10 protein-coding genes are annotated in these 16870 nt (G+C 67.9%); 5 read left to right on the top strand and 5 right to left on the bottom strand.

Annotated elements, in window-relative coordinates:
* Window positions 1-31 precede the first annotated feature (31 nt).
* Together ACQKIP_RS10270 and ACQKIP_RS10275 are read right to left on the bottom strand one after the other, a co-directional pair.
* Window positions 32-1561: a helix-turn-helix domain-containing protein gene (locus tag ACQKIP_RS10270; protein WP_361194936.1), complete on the bottom strand. Its 1530-nt coding sequence runs from the start codon at window positions 1559-1561 to the stop codon at window positions 32-34.
* Between the two features lie 121 nt (window positions 1562-1682).
* The gene (locus ACQKIP_RS10275; protein WP_365858444.1) at window positions 1683-3584 is read right to left on the bottom strand and encodes an amidohydrolase; all 1902 of its coding nucleotides are present in this window, start codon (window positions 3582-3584) and stop codon (window positions 1683-1685) included.
* Window positions 3585-3755: 171 nt separating this feature from the next.
* Between ACQKIP_RS10275 and ACQKIP_RS10280 the strand changes: the two genes are divergently transcribed.
* A complete protein-coding gene (locus ACQKIP_RS10280; protein ID WP_365858446.1) occupies window positions 3756-4757 on the top strand; it encodes a LacI family DNA-binding transcriptional regulator in 1002 nt (333 codons plus the stop codon).
* 149 nt (window positions 4758-4906) lie between these two features.
* Window positions 4907-7621: an aconitate hydratase AcnA gene (gene acnA, locus ACQKIP_RS10285; RefSeq protein WP_365858448.1), complete on the top strand. Its 2715-nt coding sequence runs from the start codon at window positions 4907-4909 to the stop codon at window positions 7619-7621.
* A gap of 100 nt (window positions 7622-7721) precedes the next feature.
* Here the strand turns inward: acnA and ACQKIP_RS10290 are convergent, their stop codons facing one another.
* The 3 genes from ACQKIP_RS10290 to ACQKIP_RS10300 all read right to left on the bottom strand — a co-directional run bounded on the left by ACQKIP_RS10290 (window position 7722) and on the right by ACQKIP_RS10300 (window position 12582).
* On the bottom strand, window positions 7722-8111 hold the full coding sequence (locus ACQKIP_RS10290) for a VOC family protein (protein ID WP_365858450.1): 390 nt from the start codon (window positions 8109-8111) through the stop codon (window positions 7722-7724).
* Between the two features lie 110 nt (window positions 8112-8221).
* Complete coding sequence (locus ACQKIP_RS10295; RefSeq protein ID WP_365858452.1) at window positions 8222-8569, bottom strand: hypothetical protein; 348 nt, start codon at window positions 8567-8569, stop codon at window positions 8222-8224.
* Between the two features lie 152 nt (window positions 8570-8721).
* Complete coding sequence (locus ACQKIP_RS10300) at window positions 8722-12582, bottom strand: GH92 family glycosyl hydrolase (protein WP_365858454.1); 3861 nt, start codon at window positions 12580-12582, stop codon at window positions 8722-8724.
* A gap of 547 nt (window positions 12583-13129) precedes the next feature.
* Here ACQKIP_RS10300 and ngcE point away from each other — a divergent pair.
* The 3 genes from ngcE (at window position 13130) to ACQKIP_RS10315 (ending at window position 16580) form a co-directional block, all read left to right on the top strand.
* A complete protein-coding gene (gene ngcE / locus ACQKIP_RS10305; RefSeq protein ID WP_365858456.1) occupies window positions 13130-14563 on the top strand; it encodes an N-acetylglucosamine/diacetylchitobiose ABC transporter substrate-binding protein in 1434 nt (477 codons plus the stop codon).
* Window positions 14564-14747: 184 nt separating this feature from the next.
* On the top strand, window positions 14748-15662 hold the full coding sequence (locus tag ACQKIP_RS10310; protein ID WP_365858739.1) for a carbohydrate ABC transporter permease: 915 nt from the start codon (window positions 14748-14750) through the stop codon (window positions 15660-15662).
* Window positions 15663-15683: 21 nt separating this feature from the next.
* Window positions 15684-16580, top strand: coding sequence for a carbohydrate ABC transporter permease (locus ACQKIP_RS10315; protein WP_365858458.1), 897 nt, complete (start codon window positions 15684-15686; stop codon window positions 16578-16580).
* Window positions 16581-16870 lie beyond the last annotated feature (290 nt).

Consider the following 16870-nt stretch of genomic DNA (forward strand, 5'->3'; position numbering starts at 1 on the left):
CGTTGCCCAGTCGTAGCGAGAGGACCGGGGGTCAGATGTCCCGGAACGTCTCGATCTGCGCGCCCACGGAGTTGAGCCGCTCGGCCAGCTCCTCGTAGCCGCGGTTGATCACGTACACATTGCGCAGGACGGACGTGCCCTCGGCGGCCATCATCGCGAGGAGCACGACCACGGCGGGCCGCAGCGCGGGCGGGCACATCATCTCCGCGGCGCGCCAGCGGGTCGGGCCCTCGACCAGGACCCGGTGCGGGTCCAGGAGTTGGAGGCGCCCGCCGAGGCGGTTGAGGTCCGTGAGGTAGATCGCACGGTTGTCGTAGACCCAGTCGTGGATCAGCGTCTTGCCCTGCGCCGCCGCCGCGATGGCCGCGAAGAAGGGGACGTTGTCGATGTTCAGGCCGGGGAACGGCATCGGGTGGATCTTGTCGATCGGCGCCTCCAGTTTGGAGGGCCGCACCGTGAGGTCGATCAGGCGCGTACGGCCGTTGTCGGCGAAGTACTCCGCCGTGCGGTCGTGGTCGAGCCCCATCTCCTCCAGGACCGCGAGCTCGATCTCCAGGAACTCGATCGGGACGCGGTTCACCGTCAGTTCGGACTCCGTGACGACCGCGGCGGCGAGCAGGCTCATCGCCTCGACCGGGTCCTCGGAGGGGGAGTAGTCGACGTCGACGTCGATGGTCGGCACGCCGTGCACGGTGAGGGTGGTCGTGCCGATGCCCTCGACCTTCACGCCCAGCGCCTCCAGGAAGAAGCACAGGTCCTGGACCATGTAGTTCGACGAGGCGTTGCGGATGACGGTCGTGCAGTCGCTGCGCGCCGCGGCGAGCAGGGCGTTCTCGGTGACGGTGTCGCCGCGCTCGGTCAGGACGATCGGGCGGTCGGGCACGACGTCGCGCGCGACCTCGGCGTGGTAGAGCCCCTCGGTCGCGGCGATGTCGAGACCGAAGCGGCGCAGCGCGATCATGTGCGGCTCGATCGTGCGGGTGCCGAGGTCGCAGCCGCCCGCGTACGGCAGGTTGAAGCGGTCCATGCGGTGAAGCAGCGGACCGAGGAACATGATGATCGAGCGGGTCCGGATCGCGGCCTCCGCGTCGATCGCCTCCATGTCGAGCCTGGCGGGCGGCACGATCTCCAGGTCGACCCCGTCGTTGATCCAACGGGTGCGGACACCGATCGAGTTGAGCACTTCGAGGAGGCGGTAGACCTCCTCGATGCGCGCCACGCGGCGCAGCACCGTGCGTCCCTTGTTGAGCAGGGAGGCACAGAGCAGCGCCACGCAGGCGTTCTTGCTCGTCTTGACGTCGATGGAGCCGGAGAGGCGGCGCCCGCCGACGACGCGCAGATGCATCGGACCGGCGTAGCCGAGGGAGACGATCTCGCTGTCCAGGGCTTCGCCGATACGGGCGATCATCTCAAGGCTGATGTTCTGGTTACCGCGCTCGATGCGGTTCACGGCGCTCTGACTTGTGTTGAGCGCCTCGGCGAGCTGCGACTGCGTCCAGCCCCTGTGCTGACGTGCGTCACGGATGAGCTTGCCGATACGTACGAGGTAATCGTCTGCCATGTTCCGCAGGTTATCTCAGATATGAGATGACGCACGCGCTGGGGTAGGCCATACGTGAAACGTCCTGTTCGGTACGGAAGTTCCCGTACGTCGTTTCCGTACGCCACGTGTCCGCACCGCGTCAGCCGCATCCGCACGAGGCGTGCCGACCGCCGTGCACCGCGGCCTGCGCCGTGGGCCGGGGTCCGGCAGCCGCGCGCGTCGTCCGGGCGGCGGCAGCGCGCCCGGCCGTCGAGTCGGCGTCATGCACCACTGTGCCTCCGGTCAACGTCAGCCGCACTTCGGCAGAGCTGATATCGGCCACCGGACACCGCGTCACATCGCGGTCGAGCAGCACCAGATCGGCCGACTTTCCCGTTTCGACGGTTCCGGTGAAGTGGTCCATACGGAGCTGACGCGCCGTCCCCAGGGTGTGCATGAGCAGGGCGGACGAGCGGCTGAGGCCTTCCTTCTCGCGGTACAGGTCTCCCTCGCCCTCGGCCCCGAACCGGTCGACGGCGGTCCGCACCTGGTTCCACACCTGCAACGGATCGACCGGCCAGTCCGAGCCACCGGCCAACCGCGCCCCGCGCCGCTCCAGGCTGCGCGCCGGGTACATCAGCCGGTGGCGTTCGGCGCCGATGTAGGGCAGCAGGGCGTCCATCGTCCAGACGTTGCGGGTGGCCCACTGGAGCTGCATGCAGGGGATGACGCCGAGCTCGGCGAAGCGGGGCAGATCGGCGGGGTCGACGAGCTGGAGGTGAGCGGTGGTGTTGCGCAGGCCGCGCGCCCCGGTCGTGCGCAGGGCGTACGCGTAGCCGTCCAGGGAGGTGCGGACCGCGCGGTCGCCGATGGCGTGCGCGTGCATCTGCCAGCCCTCCTTGTTGAAGGCGGCGGTGAGCCGGCCGTAGTCCGCCGACGACACATACAGGTCGCCGCGGTGGTCGGTGGGTTTGCCGTCCTTGTCGAGGTAGGGCTTCAGGAGCGCCGCGGTCTGCGCCGGGTGCTCGATGACTCCGTCCAGGAAGACCTTGACGGTGCCGAAGCGCAGCCCGGGTACGTCACCAAAGTCCTTGCGCAGCGCCTTCGCGTACGCGACCGCCGCCGCCGGGTCCTTCGTCTGGTCGGTCTCGATGCGCAGGGCGGGCACGATGCGCTGGAGCAGGCGGCCCGACTCGGCAAGGCGCCGGTACAGCTCCAGCTCGTCGCGGCCCACCACGGCTTCCATGAAGGTCGTGATGCCGGACGCGGCGGCCTCGGCGAGGGTCTTGGCGGCGGCATCCGCGAGCTGGGTCTCGTCGGGCTCGGGGATGTGCCGGGAGACGAGCGGCTGGGCGTCGTCCTTGAGCACTCCGGTGGGCTTGCCGTCCGTGCCCTTGACGATCTTGCCGCCGACCGGGTCCGGGGTCGACGCGGTGATCTTCGCTATGTCCAAGGCCCGCTGATTGGCCCACAGATTGTGCCCGTCGCCGCCGCGCAGGGCGATCGGGCGGCGGGTCGGCAGGGCGTCGAGCATGGAGTGGTGCGGGGCGGTGCCGCGCGGCAAAAGTCCGACCGGGTTCCAGTCCTCCACCAGGAGCCATCCGTCGGGCTCCTGCTCGGCGGAGTCCTTGAGGAACCCGGTCAGCGTCTTCTGCAACTCCTCGACGGTCTGCTCGGCGCCGGCCAGGGACGGCCGCAGCGAACGGTTGGCGGCGTCCATGGGATGCGCGTGCCCGTCGTGGATGCCGCTCATGACGGTGCCGCCCCGCCCGTCCACGACCTGGGTGTCCCGCCCGATGTACCGCTTGAGCGAGGCATCACTCCCGACCGCGAGGATCTTCCCGTCCCGCCCGACGGCGACGGCCCGCGCGGGGGCGCTGCCCCTGACGCCGCTGAAGACACGGGAGTTGTGCAGCACGAGCGCGGCGGACCTGCGCCGTGCGGCGGGCACGGCGGCCCCGGCGGGCGCACCCACCGATGCGAGCAGCCCGGCGGCCCCGGCGGACGCGATGAGCCCGCGCCGCGAGAGAGGGGAGGGCGAAGAGGGGTGCGGAGAGGTCATGGGGTTCTCCTAGCTGCGGTGCCGCGGGGCCGAGCCGCCGTACCGCGGGGCGATCGAGAAGGTGGGCGGGCACAAAGACTCACCGAGTAACCCGTTAACCAGAAGCGGCTGCCGGCGACGGATTCCGCGGAAATATGGCCCCCGGCACAGGGAATCCGTAGGATTGCGGCCGTGCCAGGGCCCACCCTCACCGACATAGCCCGCGCAGCGGAGGTGTCGACCGCAACGGTCTCGCACGCCCTGAACGGCACAGGCCGTCTGGGCGCCGCCACCCGCCGCAGGGTGCGCGAAACCGCCACCGCCCTCGGCTACGGCACCCGCCGCACCGCCCCGCGCACCCGGACCCTCGGCATCGCGGTCACCACGTTCCCCACCGCCTGGAACTACACGGAGATCGCCTACTTCTCCCGTGTCGTCACGGCCGCCACCTCCGCGGCCCACGCACGGGGATACGCCCTCACCGCGCTTCCCGCCGCCCGCGCCGGGGACGACGTGTGGCACAGCCTCGCCGTCGACGGCATGCTGATCATGGACAGCCCGCGCGGGGACCCGATGGTCACCGCGCTGCGCGCCCGCGGCATCCCGCTCGTCTTCGACGGCGCCCCCGGCGACCCGCACCCCGGCGATCACTGGGTCGACAACGACCACGTGGCGACCACCCGCGAAGTCCTCGACCACCTCCGCACGTCCGGCGCCCGCCGCATCGCCCTCCAGTCGGGCCACGGCGACGAGCACTACGCGCGCGTGGTGACCAGGACGTATGAGGAGTGGTGCGCACAGCGCGCGGTGCCCCCGCTGGTGATCCCCTTCGACGAGGGCGACGATGAAGGTCACGCCTTCGACGAGGTGCTCGGACGGATCGACGCCGTCCATGCCGTCTACGACCCCGGCGGCCGCCAGCTCCTCGCCGCGGCGGCCCGGCACGGCCTGCGCGTCCCGGAGGATCTGCTGCTCGTCTGTGCGAGCGAGGATCCGGGGTACGCGGAGACCGATCCCCCCGTCACCACGGTGACGCTCGACCCGGAGCGCACGGCACGCACGGCCGTGTCCCTCCTCGTCGACCTGATCGAAGGGGAGCGGCCCGCACCAGGGCAGGCCGATGCGGCCTGCCCGGTCCTTGTCCCCGCCGGTCTGAGGCCCCGCGCCTCGTCGCGACGTCGGGTGATGTACTAGAGTTATCTCGACATCGAGATATCTGCCGAGGCGCACCAGAAGCCGCCACCCGGTAAGGGTTACCTAACTAAGCCTTACCTTAGCGGACCGACGAGGAGTCGTGGCGGCAGGATGTACGGAACGCGCGAAAAAATCTGAAGGAGACTGTCGTGTCGGCGAACAGCTTCGACGCCCGCAGCACGCTGCGCGTGGGCGACGAGTCGTACGAGATCTTCAAGCTGGACAAGGTCGAGGGCTCCGCACGGCTGCCCTATAGCCTGAAGGTCCTCCTTGAGAACCTGCTCCGCACCGAGGACGGCGCGAACATCACCGCCGATCACATCCGTGCGCTCGGCTCCTGGGACTCCCAGGCGCAGCCGTCGCAGGAGATCCAGTTCACGCCGGCCCGCGTGATCATGCAGGACTTCACCGGCGTGCCCTGCGTCGTGGACCTCGCCACCATGCGCGAGGCCGTCAAGGAGCTCGGCGGTGACGCGGACAAGATCAACCCGCTGGCCCCGGCCGAGCTGGTCATCGACCACTCCGTGATCGCCGACAAGTTCGGCACGGCGGACGCCTTCGGCCAGAACGTCGAGCTGGAGTACGGCCGCAACAAGGAGCGCTACCAGTTCCTGCGCTGGGGCCAGACCGCCTTCGACGAGTTCAAGGTCGTCCCGCCGGGCACCGGCATCGTCCACCAGGTCAACATCGAGAAGCTGGCCCGTACGGTCATGACCCGTAACGGTCAGGCCTACCCCGACACGCTCGTCGGCACCGACTCGCACACCACGATGGTCAACGGCCTCGGTGTGCTCGGCTGGGGCGTCGGCGGCATCGAGGCCGAGGCCGCGATGCTCGGTCAGCCGGTCTCCATGCTCATCCCGCGCGTCGTCGGCTTCAAGCTGACCGGTGAGCTGCCCGCGGGCACCACCGCCACCGACCTCGTGCTCACGATCACCGAGATGCTGCGCAAGCACGGCGTCGTCGGCAAGTTCGTCGAGTTCTACGGCGAGGGCGTCGCCGCCACCTCGCTGGCCAACCGCGCCACCATCGGCAACATGTCGCCGGAGTTCGGCTCCACCGCCGCGATCTTCCCGATCGACGACGAGACCCTGAACTACCTCCGCCTGACCGGCCGTGACGCCCAGCAGGTCGCGCTCGTCGAGGCGTACGCCAAGGAGCAGGGCCTCTGGCTCGACCCGGCCGCCGAGCCCGACTTCTCCGAGAAGCTGGAGCTCGACCTCTCCACGGTCGTCCCCTCCATCGCCGGCCCGAAGCGCCCGCAGGACCGCATCGTCCTCGCTGACGCCTCGCAGCAGTTCGCGCAGGACGTGCGCAACTACGTCGCGGACGACGAGGAGGCCGGCAAGGAGTCCTTCCCGGCGTCCGACGCCCCGGCCACCACCAACGGCGTCCCGTCGAAGCCGACCCTGGTCACGGCCCCCGACGGCTCGACGTACGAGATCGACCACGGCGCCGTCACCGTCGCCGCGATCACCTCCTGCACCAACACCTCGAACCCGTACGTGATGGTCGCCGCCGCGCTCGTCGCGAAGAAGGCCGTCGAGAAGGGCCTGACCCGCAAGCCGTGGGTCAAGACCACCCTCGCGCCGGGCTCGAAGGTCGTCACCGACTACTTCGACAAGGCGGGGCTCACCCCCTACCTCGACAAGGTCGGCTTCAACCTCGTCGGCTACGGCTGCACCACCTGCATCGGCAACTCGGGCCCGCTGCCCGAGGAGGTCTCCAAGGCGGTCAACGACGCCGACCTGGCCGTGACGTCCGTCCTCTCCGGCAACCGGAACTTCGAGGGCCGCATCAACCCCGACGTCAAGATGAACTACCTGGCGTCCCCGCCGCTGGTCGTCGCGTACGCCATCGCCGGTTCGATGAAGGTCGACATCACCAAGGACGCGCTCGGCGCGGACCAGGACGGCAACCCCGTCTACCTGACGGACATCTGGCCCTCCGAGGCCGAGGTGAACGACGTCGTCGCCAACTCCATCGGCGAGGACATGTTCAACAAGTCCTACCAGGACGTCTTCGCGGGCGACGCCCAGTGGCAGGCCCTGTCGATCCCGACCGGCAACACCTTCGAGTGGGACCCGGAGTCGACCTACGTCCGCAAGCCCCCTTACTTCGAGGGCATGACGATGGAGACCAGCCCGGTCTCCGACATCACGGGCGCCCGCGTCCTGGCCAAGCTGGGCGACTCGGTCACCACCGACCACATCTCCCCGGCCGGTGCGATCAAGGCCGACACCCCGGCCGGCAAGTACCTCACGGAGCACGGCGTCGAGCGCCGTGACTTCAACTCCTACGGCTCGCGCCGTGGCAACCACGAGGTCATGATCCGCGGCACGTTCGCCAACATCCGCCTGCGCAACCAGCTCGCGCCGGGCACCGAGGGCGGCTTCACCCGCGACTTCACGAAGGAGGACGCCCCCGTCTCCTTCATCTACGACGCCTCGCGCAACTACATCGACCAGGGCACCCCCCTCGTCATCCTGGGCGGCAAGGAGTACGGCTCCGGCTCGTCCCGCGACTGGGCCGCCAAGGGCACCGCGCTCCTCGGCGTCAAGGCCGTCATCACCGAGTCGTACGAGCGCATCCACCGCTCGAACCTCATCGGCATGGGCGTCCTTCCGCTCCAGTTCCCCGAGGGCCAGAACGCCGACTCCCTCGGCCTGACCGGCGAGGAGACCTTCTCCTTCACCGGCGTCGAGGAGCTGAACAACGGCACCACGCCCAGCACGGTCAAGGTCACCACCGACACCGGTGTGGAGTTCGACGCGGTCGTCCGCATCGACACCCCCGGCGAGGCGGACTACTACCGCAACGGCGGCATCATGCAGTTCGTGCTGCGCAGCCTGATCCGCAAGTAAGCAGGCGGCACGCAGTAGTCGAGGGCCGCACCCCCTGCACGGGGGTGCGGCCCTCGGTCGTTCCCGGGGACTGCGTTCCTGGGGACTACGCGCTCGGGGACTACGCGGGGAAGCCGCCGTACGGCACGGTGATGATCTCCATGGCGTGGGCGGAGGGGTCCAGGAAGTAGACCCCCCGGCCGCCGTCATTGGTGTTGATCTCGCCCGGCTGCTGCCGCCGCGGGTCGGCCCAGTGCTCGATGCCGCGGGCCTTGATCTTCTCGTACGCCGCCGTGAACTCGTCCTCGGAGACCAGGAACGCGTAGTGCTGCGGGGTGATCCTGTCCGCGGGGACGGTGGCGAAGTCCAGGGTGACTTCGTTGCTCAGCTCCACCGCGATGAACGGGCCCCACTCCGAGGTGATTTCGAGGCCAAGCAGGTCCGCGAAGAACTCGGCGGACTCCCGGTTGTCCCGGGCGTGGATGATCGTGTGGTTCAGCTCGACTGACAAGGAATGCCTCCAGAAGGCATCTCCTGACACCTCCATGCCTCACCCAGCCGGTGACCGACACGCGATGTCGCCGTGGATCTTAGGCGCGGCGACATCGTGCTGTCGAGCGATCAGCCCTCTTCCCAGTTCACGCTGCCGACCCCCGTGCCGCCGAAGCAGCGGGCGCTCGACACGTCGGAAGCGCCCGGATTCAGCGTCTTCCAGTCTCCGCGCGCGTCCGGCCATTCCCCGCAGACCACCTTGACGCGGAAGGCCGTCACGACACCGGTGTTGTTGGTGCAGTGGGCGTGACCCCAGTAGCCGTCGGTGTCCGTGGTGCAGGTGAGGACATTGGGGGGCGCGGCCATTTCCTGCTGCGTGGCTGACGCGCCCGGCGCCACGGCGAGCGCCGGCACCATGGCGGCCGCCACTGCTGCGAGCTTGAGCACGAGCCGGCTGAGGCGGCGAGGCTTGTTCATGCGCTGGTCTCCTTCTGGATCTCCGTCGCGGGGCATCCCCGCAGCTCAGATGCTTCCGAGCGGCCCTGTCGTACCGGTCACGCGACGGTCACGCGAAACGAGCGGGGGCGGGAGTGCGTGTGCACGCCCGCCCCCTCGTCACAGCGGAAGGATCAGCTCAGGAGCTCGACCTCCGCGAGCGTCGCCGAACCGTCGAGCACCAGCCGGTAGTGCGCGTACTCACCCGGCTTGTCCACGGTGAACGCCCGTGTCTGCTTGTCCCAGGCGAAGGACTCGCCGGAGCGCTTGTCCAGCTGGGACCACTTCTCGCCGTCGGCGGAGCCTTCGAGTACCCAGCCGCGCGGCGCCTTCGCCTTGTCGGATGACGACGTCAGCGTGTACTGGACCGCCTTCGTCGCCTTGCCGACCGGCAGCTCCACGGAGGCCGAAGTGGCGTCCGTGTCCGAGGTGTTGTCGAACAGCGCGCCATCGCCCTTGATGGCGTCACCGCGCGGCGACGGCACCTTGTCGTCCTGCGTGACGGACGTGGGCTGGGCGTTCTTGCCCGTACCCCACGACGAGGGCCTGGGGCCCATGTCGAACTCCAGGACACCGCCGCGCGCGATCTCCTTGTGGGGGAGCGCCGTCGAGGTCCACTTCTTGCCGTTGACCTTCAGGCCCTGGACGTAGATGTTCTTCGCGCTGTTCTTGGGCGCCTTGACGACCAGGTCGCGGCCGTTGTCCAGGTGCACGGTCATCTTGGTGAACTGCGGCGAACCGATCGCGTACTCGCCGCTGCCCATGACCAGCGGATAGAAGCCGAGCGAGGAGAAGAGGTACCAGGCCGACTGCTCGCCGTTGTCCTCGTCGCCGTGGTAGCCCTGCCCGATCTCGCTGCCCGTGTAGAGGCGGGAGAGGACCTCGCGGACCTTCTCCTGCGTCTTGGACGGCTCACCGGCCGCGTCGTACATGTAGGCGGCGTGGTGGGCGACCTGGTTGGAGTGCCCGTACATGCCCATGCGGACGTCGCGTGCCTCGGTCATCTCGTGGATGACGCCTCCGTAGGAGCCCGCGAACTCGGCGGAGCCGGTCTCCGGAGTGTCGAAGTACTTGTCCAGCTTGTCGCCCAGACCCTTGCGGCCGCCGTAGAGGTTGGCGAGGCCGCGGGAGTCCTGCGGGGCGGTGAAGGCGTAGCCCCAGGCGTTCGTCTCGGTGTAGTCGTAGCCCCACACGCGCGGGTCGAACTTGTCGGACTGGACGCGCCAGTCGCCCTTCTTGTCCTTGCCCTGGAAGAAGCCTTCGCCGGCCGCCTTGCCGTCGAAGAGGTGGACGTAGTCACGGGCGCGGTTGAGGAAGTACTCCGACTCCTCCTTGTAGCGCTTCTCGCCCGTCTTCTTGTAGAGGGCCTGGCCCATGCGGGAGATGCCGTAGTCGTTGACGTAACCCTCCAGGGCCCAGGACAGGCCCTCGTGGGTCTCGCTGGGGGTGTAGCCGAGGAAGGGGGAGGTTTCCATGCCCTTGCGGCCTACGCCCTTGCCCGGCGGTACGACCGTCGCGTTCTTCAGGGCCGCGTCGTACGCGTCCTTCGCGTCGAAGTCCACGCCCTTGACGTACGCGTCGGCGAACGCCACGTCCGACGAGGTGCCCGTCATCAGGTCGGCGTAGCCCGGCGACGACCAGCGCGAGGTCCAGCCGCCGTCCTTGTACTGCTGGACGAAGCCGTCGACCAGCTCACCCGCCTTCTTCGGCGTGAGGAGCGAGTAGGCGGGCCAGGTGGTGCGGTAGGTGTCCCAGAAGCCGTTGTTGACGTACGGCTTGCCGTCGACGATCTTCGCGCCGGTGTGGGTCGGGGTATCGGGGCCCGTCTGCGGGGAGAACGGCGAGGCGTACTGGTACTTCGACTTGCCGTTCGCCCCTGTGACCTTCTCGAAGCCCGAGTTCGGGTAGAGGTAGAGGCGGTAGAGGGAGGAGTAGAGGCTGGTGCGCTGGCCCTCGCTCGCGCCCTGCACCTCGACCTTGCCGAGGATGTCGTCCCAGCTCTTCTGCGCGCGGTTCTTCACGCGCTCGAAGGAGGTGCCGGAGGGGATCTCGCTGTTCAGGTTCGCCTTGGCCTGGTCGAGGCTGATGAGCGAGGTCGCGAGACGCAGGTTGACCGTGCGGTCCTTGCCGGGCTTGAAGCGCAGGTAGCCGGTGACGTCACCGCCACCGCCGCCCTCCAGCTTGCCGCCCGCGGTGACGGGCGCGTCGAAGGTGCCGTACACGAACAGGCGCGTGGCACCGGTGGAGAGGCCGGACTTGACGTCCGAGAAGCCGCTGACGACGCCGTTCTCCTCGTCGAGGGTGAGGCCGCCCTTCTCCGAGACGTTGTCGAATATGACGCTCGCGTCGTCACCGGGATAGGTGAACTTCATCATCGCGGCGTGGTCGGTCGGGGCCATCTCGGCCTTCAGACCGTTCTCGAACGTCACGCCGTAGTAGTGCGGGCGTGCCGTCTCCTTCTCGTGCTTGAAGGGCAGCGCGCGCTTGGTGCGCGACGCGGAGGGGGTGTCCTTGTCGACGGACGGCATCATCTGGAAGGTCTGCCGGTCGCCCATCCAGGGGCTCGGCTCGTGGCTCGCGCTGAACGCCTGGATCGTCGGCAGGTTGTCCGCGTTGTTGCCGCGCGCGTAGTCGTAGAGCCAGCTCAGGGAGCCCGCGTTGGTCACGGGCGTCCAGAAGTTGAAGCCGTGCGGGACGGCGGTCGCGGGGAAGGTGTTGCCGCGCGAGAAGCCGCCGCTGGAGTTCGTGCCGCGGGTGGTGTCCGCGTAGTCCGATGGGTGGGCCTTCGGCTTCGCCGGGGCCTTCTCCTTCAGCGAGACGTCGTCCACCCAGCCGCGGAACTTCGCCGGGCCCTTGGGGGAGTCGTACGCGACCAGGACGCGGTCCACCGTCTTGCCGCCCGCGACCTGCCCGATCCGGGCGGCGACGTTGTTCCACTGGTTGACGTAGAGGCCCTTGGCGGCGCCCTGGCCCTGCGGGGTCAGCGCGAAGCCGTGCTGGTCGACGGCCTTGAGGTCACTCAGATAGGTGCCGTCGGTGAAGGCGAGGTCCACGGACACGTTCGTGGCGTCGTAATCGAGGTCGCCCTCCGCCATGGAGGGGAAGATCTTGTACGACAGCTCGGTGTCACGCCGCACCGAGACGTTGACGTCGAAGACCTTGTTGTACGAGTAACCGCGGGCGTCCGCCTTGTGGGTGCCCGCATAGCGCAGGGCGCGCTTGCCGGTGAACCCGGCGCCCGCCTTCGCGGTCGGGGAGCCGCTGGGGCCGCGGTCCACGAGGGAGAGCATGTCCTCGGGGACGGGGCTCTCGCTGCCGCCGACGCTGAGCTGGACGTCGGAGAGCTGGAGGGCGTCGGACGCGCCGTTGTTGGCGGTGACGTCCAGGCGGTAGTGGGCGTACGCCGTGTCGTTCTCGAAGTCGTACTTCTTCGTCTGGTGGCGCTTGTCGAACGACTCGCCCTTGCGGGTGTCGAGGACCTTCCAGTCCTTGCCGTCCGTGGAGCCCTGGAGGGTCCAGTCCTTGGGGTCGCGCTCGTCGTGGTCGTTCGCGGACGTGAGCGCGTACGTGATGGCCTTGGCGGGCTCGTCCAGATCGAACTCCACCCAGCCGGTGGGCTCGAAGGTCAGCCACTTGCTGGTGGGCTCGCCGTCGGTCAGGTTCTCCTTGACCTCGCCGCTGCCGGAGTTCTCGCCGCTGGCGCGGACCTCCGTGACGTGGTCGTTCACGCTGCCGGGGATGCCCGCGCTGAATGCGCCGTTGACGCCGGCGGTCTTCTTCTTGCCGTCCGGGCCGGTTTCCACGGTGTTCAGCCAGTCGGGCTGCACATCGCCTTCTTCGAACGAAGAAACGAACTCCCGTGCCGCTTTGGGTGGTTTCTCCGGCTTGGCGACGGCGGCGCCCTGCGCCGTGGCGACCAGCGTGAACGCCGCCGCTCCGAGAACGGCGGCCGAACGGTGGTGTCTGAAGCGAGGTCTGCGTGATCTGTGCGGCATCCCCGAGCCCCTCCCTGCAAGTGTTGGACAACGTTGTCACATGGCTGCGCAAGGTCCAGTAGGGCGTCAAGTTGCCGGTGGTGTCAAGGCTGTTGGAAGGGCCGGTGGAGCCGGAGGTGTGGCAGAGGTGAGCAGAGGTGCGCCGGTGGTGGTCCCGGGAAAGTCCAAGGGGGCCGGGGAGAAAGTCCAACGAGGAGCGAGGAGGGGCCAGGGAAGATCAGGGAGGGGGAAGCGCCGACGGGTCCCGACGCCGCCGATTTCCCCGGCTGAATTTGCTCACGCCGTGAACGAACCAGTCCGTGTCTCCGCGAGGTCTCAACTCGGGAAAGACTGCTGGCCCAAGCTGCATTCGATCTTGCTCTGCTGCCGAGAAGTGGACTATACCTATCGGCACCCTGAGTGGCGGGTGCGAGCCCTTGCCATGTAGTTGACGCACGTGCAGCACCACCAAGCTTCAACTGACCCGCGGTGTCGGGCCCTTCGCCACTGGCGAGCTGTCGGGAGCGCCGTACGCCGCCTGAGTCCTGGAGAAGGCGAGGACTTGAGCATGGGATCCACCAGCATCAACCGTCGTGACGTGATGAAGAGGGCGGCGGCCACCAGCCTTCTCGCAGTACCGGCCGTGGGCGCGCTGAGCTCCTGCGCGAGCGGCGGCGGGGAAGAGAACAAGGCGGAGAAGGGCGAGAAGTCCAAGAAGAACCCGCTCGGCGTGAAGGACGACGCCGGGCTCGCCGTGGTCGTCTTCAACGGCGGTTACGGCGACAAGTACGCCCAGTTCGTGACCGACATGTACAAGAAGCGGTACCCGGACTCGGACGCCGGCCAGAAGTCGACGACGAAGATCGCGACTCAGGTGCAGCCGAAGATCGTCCGCGGCAACCCGACGGCCGACGTCGTCAACAACTCCGGCGCCGACCAGATGAACCCCGGCAAGCTGGTCTCCAACAAGCAGGTGGCGGACCTCACCGAGCTGCTCGACGCGCCGTCGTGGGACGACCCGAGCGTCAAGGTGCGCGACATCCTGGAACCGGCCGTCGAAGCGAGCGGCAATTTCGGTGGCCCCGGCACCTTCCAGGCCGGCATCTCGCTGACGGTCTACGGCACCTTCTACTCCAAGAAGCTCCTTGAGGAGGGCCTGGATTCCGAGTACCCCAAGACCTGGGACGAGATGCTGGCCGTCTGCAAGAAGGCCAAGGCCAAGGGCATCCACGGCTGGAGCTACCCGGGCGGCCACCCGCGGTACATGTTCTTCAGCATCTACACGATGTTCGCCCAGCGCGGGGGGCGCGACATCACCACGGCCATGGACTATCTCGAGCCGGGCGCCTGGAAGAACGACGCGGTCAAGGACGTCTTCGAGGCCTGGGAGGAACTGGTCGCCAAGAAGTACGTCCTGACCGGATTCGACGGCACCGAGGCGCACACCGAGATGCAGACCGCCTGGACCAAGGGGGGCAAGTGCGTCTTCGTGCCCAACGGTTCCTGGGTGGAGAACGAGGCCAAGGACACCACCCCGAAGGACTTCGGGATGTCGTTCGGCCCGAGCCCGTCGCTCGACTCGGGCGACAAGATGCCGTTCGGCACGATCAACGCGCCGGCCGGTGAGTTCTACGTCGTCCCCGAGAAGGCGCAGAACCGGCAGGGCGGCCTGGAGTGGCTGCGGGCGATGTACAGCAAGGAAGCCGCCCTGAACAACTTCAAGGAGCTCTCCGCTCTGCCGGTGGTCAAGGGGGCCATCGACGGCCAGAAGATGCCGCACGGTGTGGCGAGTGTGCAGGCGGCGATCAAGGCCGCCGGCGAGAACGTCGTCATCGCGAAGCACATGGACTGGTACAACGAGCTGTTCCGCGAGGACTTCAACAACATGATCGCCAAGTTCATGCTGGGCCAGATCGGCACCAAGCAGGCCATGGACATCATGGAGAAGGCCGGGGCCCGGATCCTCAAGGACCCTGACGTCGTCAAGGTCAAGAAGTCCTGATCAGCGGCGGAACGACCGAGAACGCGGGCACGTGAGCGAGGCGGGGCGGAGTGGCGTGAAGACTGACACCCGGGTGGACGATTCGCCACCTTCGAAGAAGGCACCGGACCGGAAGCCCAAGGCGCCGAACGGGCTGTTGTTCCTCCTGGCGGTGCTGCTTCCGCCCCGCTTCACCCCCGAGAGCGTGCGGTACGACCGGCGGTACCGCACGCTCGACAAGTACCGCTTCATCGTGGGCTTCCTGACGCTGCCTCTCGCGTTCTACGTCCTGTTCGTGATCTCGCCGTTCCTCCAGGCGATCTACTACTCGTTCACGGACTGGTCCGGCGGCCCGGTGGCGAACTTCATCGGGTTCGACAACTTCACGAAGATGTGGAACGACGAGCGCTTCTGGGACTCGCTCGAAATGAGCATCGCCCTCGCGGTCATCGCCCCGCTGATCACGCTCATGCTCGGCATGTTCTTCGCCTACATGATCACCTCGGGCGGCCGGCACCGTAAGGGCCAGGCCATCGCGGGCGTCGCGGGCTCCTCGTTCTACAAGGTCGTCTACTTCTTCCCGCAGGTCCTGTCCGTCGCCATCATCGCCGTCGTCTGGGGCCGCGTCCTCAACACCAACAGCGGTCTGATCAACGGCGGTCTCGACAAGGTGGGCATCGACGGCCCCGCCTGGCTCGGCGGCGACCGGAGCCTGGCCCTCATCGCCGTGCTCGTCGTGCTCTGCTGGAGCTTCGTCGGCTTCTACGTGGTCCTCTTCTCCGCCGCGATGGGCGCGATCCCCAAGGACATCTACGAGGCCGCGCTGCTCGACGGCGCGGGACGCTCGCGGACCTTCTTCAACGTGACGCTCCCGCTGATCTGGGACACCGTCCGCACGGGCTGGATCTATATGGGCATCCAGGCACTCGACTCGTTCGCGATCGTCCTGGTCATGGTGCCCGAGCACGTCCTGAAGGTGACCCCGGTCTTCCTCTACGAACGATTCCGGGACGGCCAGTACGGCTATGCCACCTCCATCGGCGTCGTCCTCCTCGTCCTCAGCATGGCGTTCTCGCTGATCGTCATGAGGATCGGGAATCGCGACCGGATCGAATACTAAAGACCGCGGGAGCACTGCATCATGACCATCGCCAAAACCGCGCCCCGCACCGAGCCCGCCGACGCGCCCCGCCCCGATACGGGTTCCAAGGGCGGCGCCACGCTGAACGTCTTCTCGCACGCGTTCCTCGCCCTGTGGGTGATCCTCGCGGCCGGGCCGCTCATCTGGGTCGCCCTCACCGCGTTCCGGCCCTCGGTGGACATCCTCAGCGATCCGATGGGCTGGCCGGACTCCTTCCACTGGGAGAACTTCACCAACGCGTGGACCGAGGCCAACATCGGCCAGTACACGATCAACTCGCTGATCATCCTGGCGGGTTCGCTGACCGGCACGATGCTGCTCGGGTCGATGGCCGCGTACGTCATCGCCCGCTTCACCTTCCCCGGCAACCGGTTCGTCTTCCTGCTCTTCGCGGGCGGCATGATGTTCCCGGTCATCCTCGCGCTCGTGCCGCTCTTCGCGGTGATGGAGAACTTCGGGCTCCTGGACACCCGTCCCGGCCTGATGATCGCGTACATCGCGTACTCGCTGCCCTTCACCACCTTCTTCCTGACCTCCTTCTTCCGCACGCTGCCCACCGGCGTCCAGGAAGCGGCGATGGTCGACGGCGCCTCGCACACCCGCACGTTCTTCCAGATCATGCTGCCGATGGCCAAGCCGGGCCTGGTCAGCATCGGCATCTTCAACTTCCTCGGCCAGTGGAACCAGTACCTGCTTCCGCTGCTGCTCAACAACGAGGAGGAGAAGAGCTACGTGTTGCCGCAGGGGCTCGCCACGCTCGCCGTGTCGCAGGGCTACCGGGGGGACTGGGGCGCGCTCTTCGCGGGCCTGACGATCGCGATGGTTCCGGTGCTCGTCGTGTACGCGGTGTTCCAGCGGCAGGTGCAGGCAGGCCTGACGGCGGGCGCTCTCAAGTGACCTCCCGCGCAGGTGATTTCAGCTTGGCCACGAAAGTGGTCTAGGCCTGTTGCGGCAATTCCGGCCGTGAGTAATGTCGGCGCCACGGCGCCGCGGGGGGACCTTTGCCCGCGTTCAAGTCGACACCGATGTCGAAGGGTTGAACAACATGAGGAACCGAGTGCTCGCCACCGGTGCGGCAACGCTCGCGATGGCGATGGGACTCACCGCGTGCGGCGGTGACAGCGACAGCGGCGACAGCAAGACCATCAAGCTCGTCGCCGCGGACTACGGCGACAAGGCCTCCAACG

The organism is Streptomyces sp. NPDC059900 (assembly GCF_050270335.1).
Lineage (GTDB): Bacteria > Actinomycetota > Actinomycetes > Streptomycetales > Streptomycetaceae > Streptomyces.

Excerpts from the sequence above, each read along its gene's own strand:
- ACQKIP_RS10270 (WP_361194936.1), bottom strand. The coding sequence starts at position 1,561 with ATGGCAGACGATTACCTCGTACGTATCGGCAAGCTCATCCGTGACGCA.
- ACQKIP_RS10275 (WP_365858444.1), bottom strand. The coding sequence starts at position 3,584 with ATGACCTCTCCGCACCCCTCTTCGCCCTCCCCTCTCTCGCGGCGCGGG.
- ACQKIP_RS10295 (WP_365858452.1), bottom strand. The coding sequence starts at position 8,569 with ATGAACAAGCCTCGCCGCCTCAGCCGGCTCGTGCTCAAGCTCGCAGCA.
- ACQKIP_RS10300 (WP_365858454.1), bottom strand. The coding sequence starts at position 12,582 with ATGCCGCACAGATCACGCAGACCTCGCTTCAGACACCACCGTTCGGCC.
- ngcE (WP_365858456.1), top strand. The coding sequence starts at position 13,130 with ATGGGATCCACCAGCATCAACCGTCGTGACGTGATGAAGAGGGCGGCG.
- ACQKIP_RS10315 (WP_365858458.1), top strand. The coding sequence starts at position 15,684 with ATGACCATCGCCAAAACCGCGCCCCGCACCGAGCCCGCCGACGCGCCC.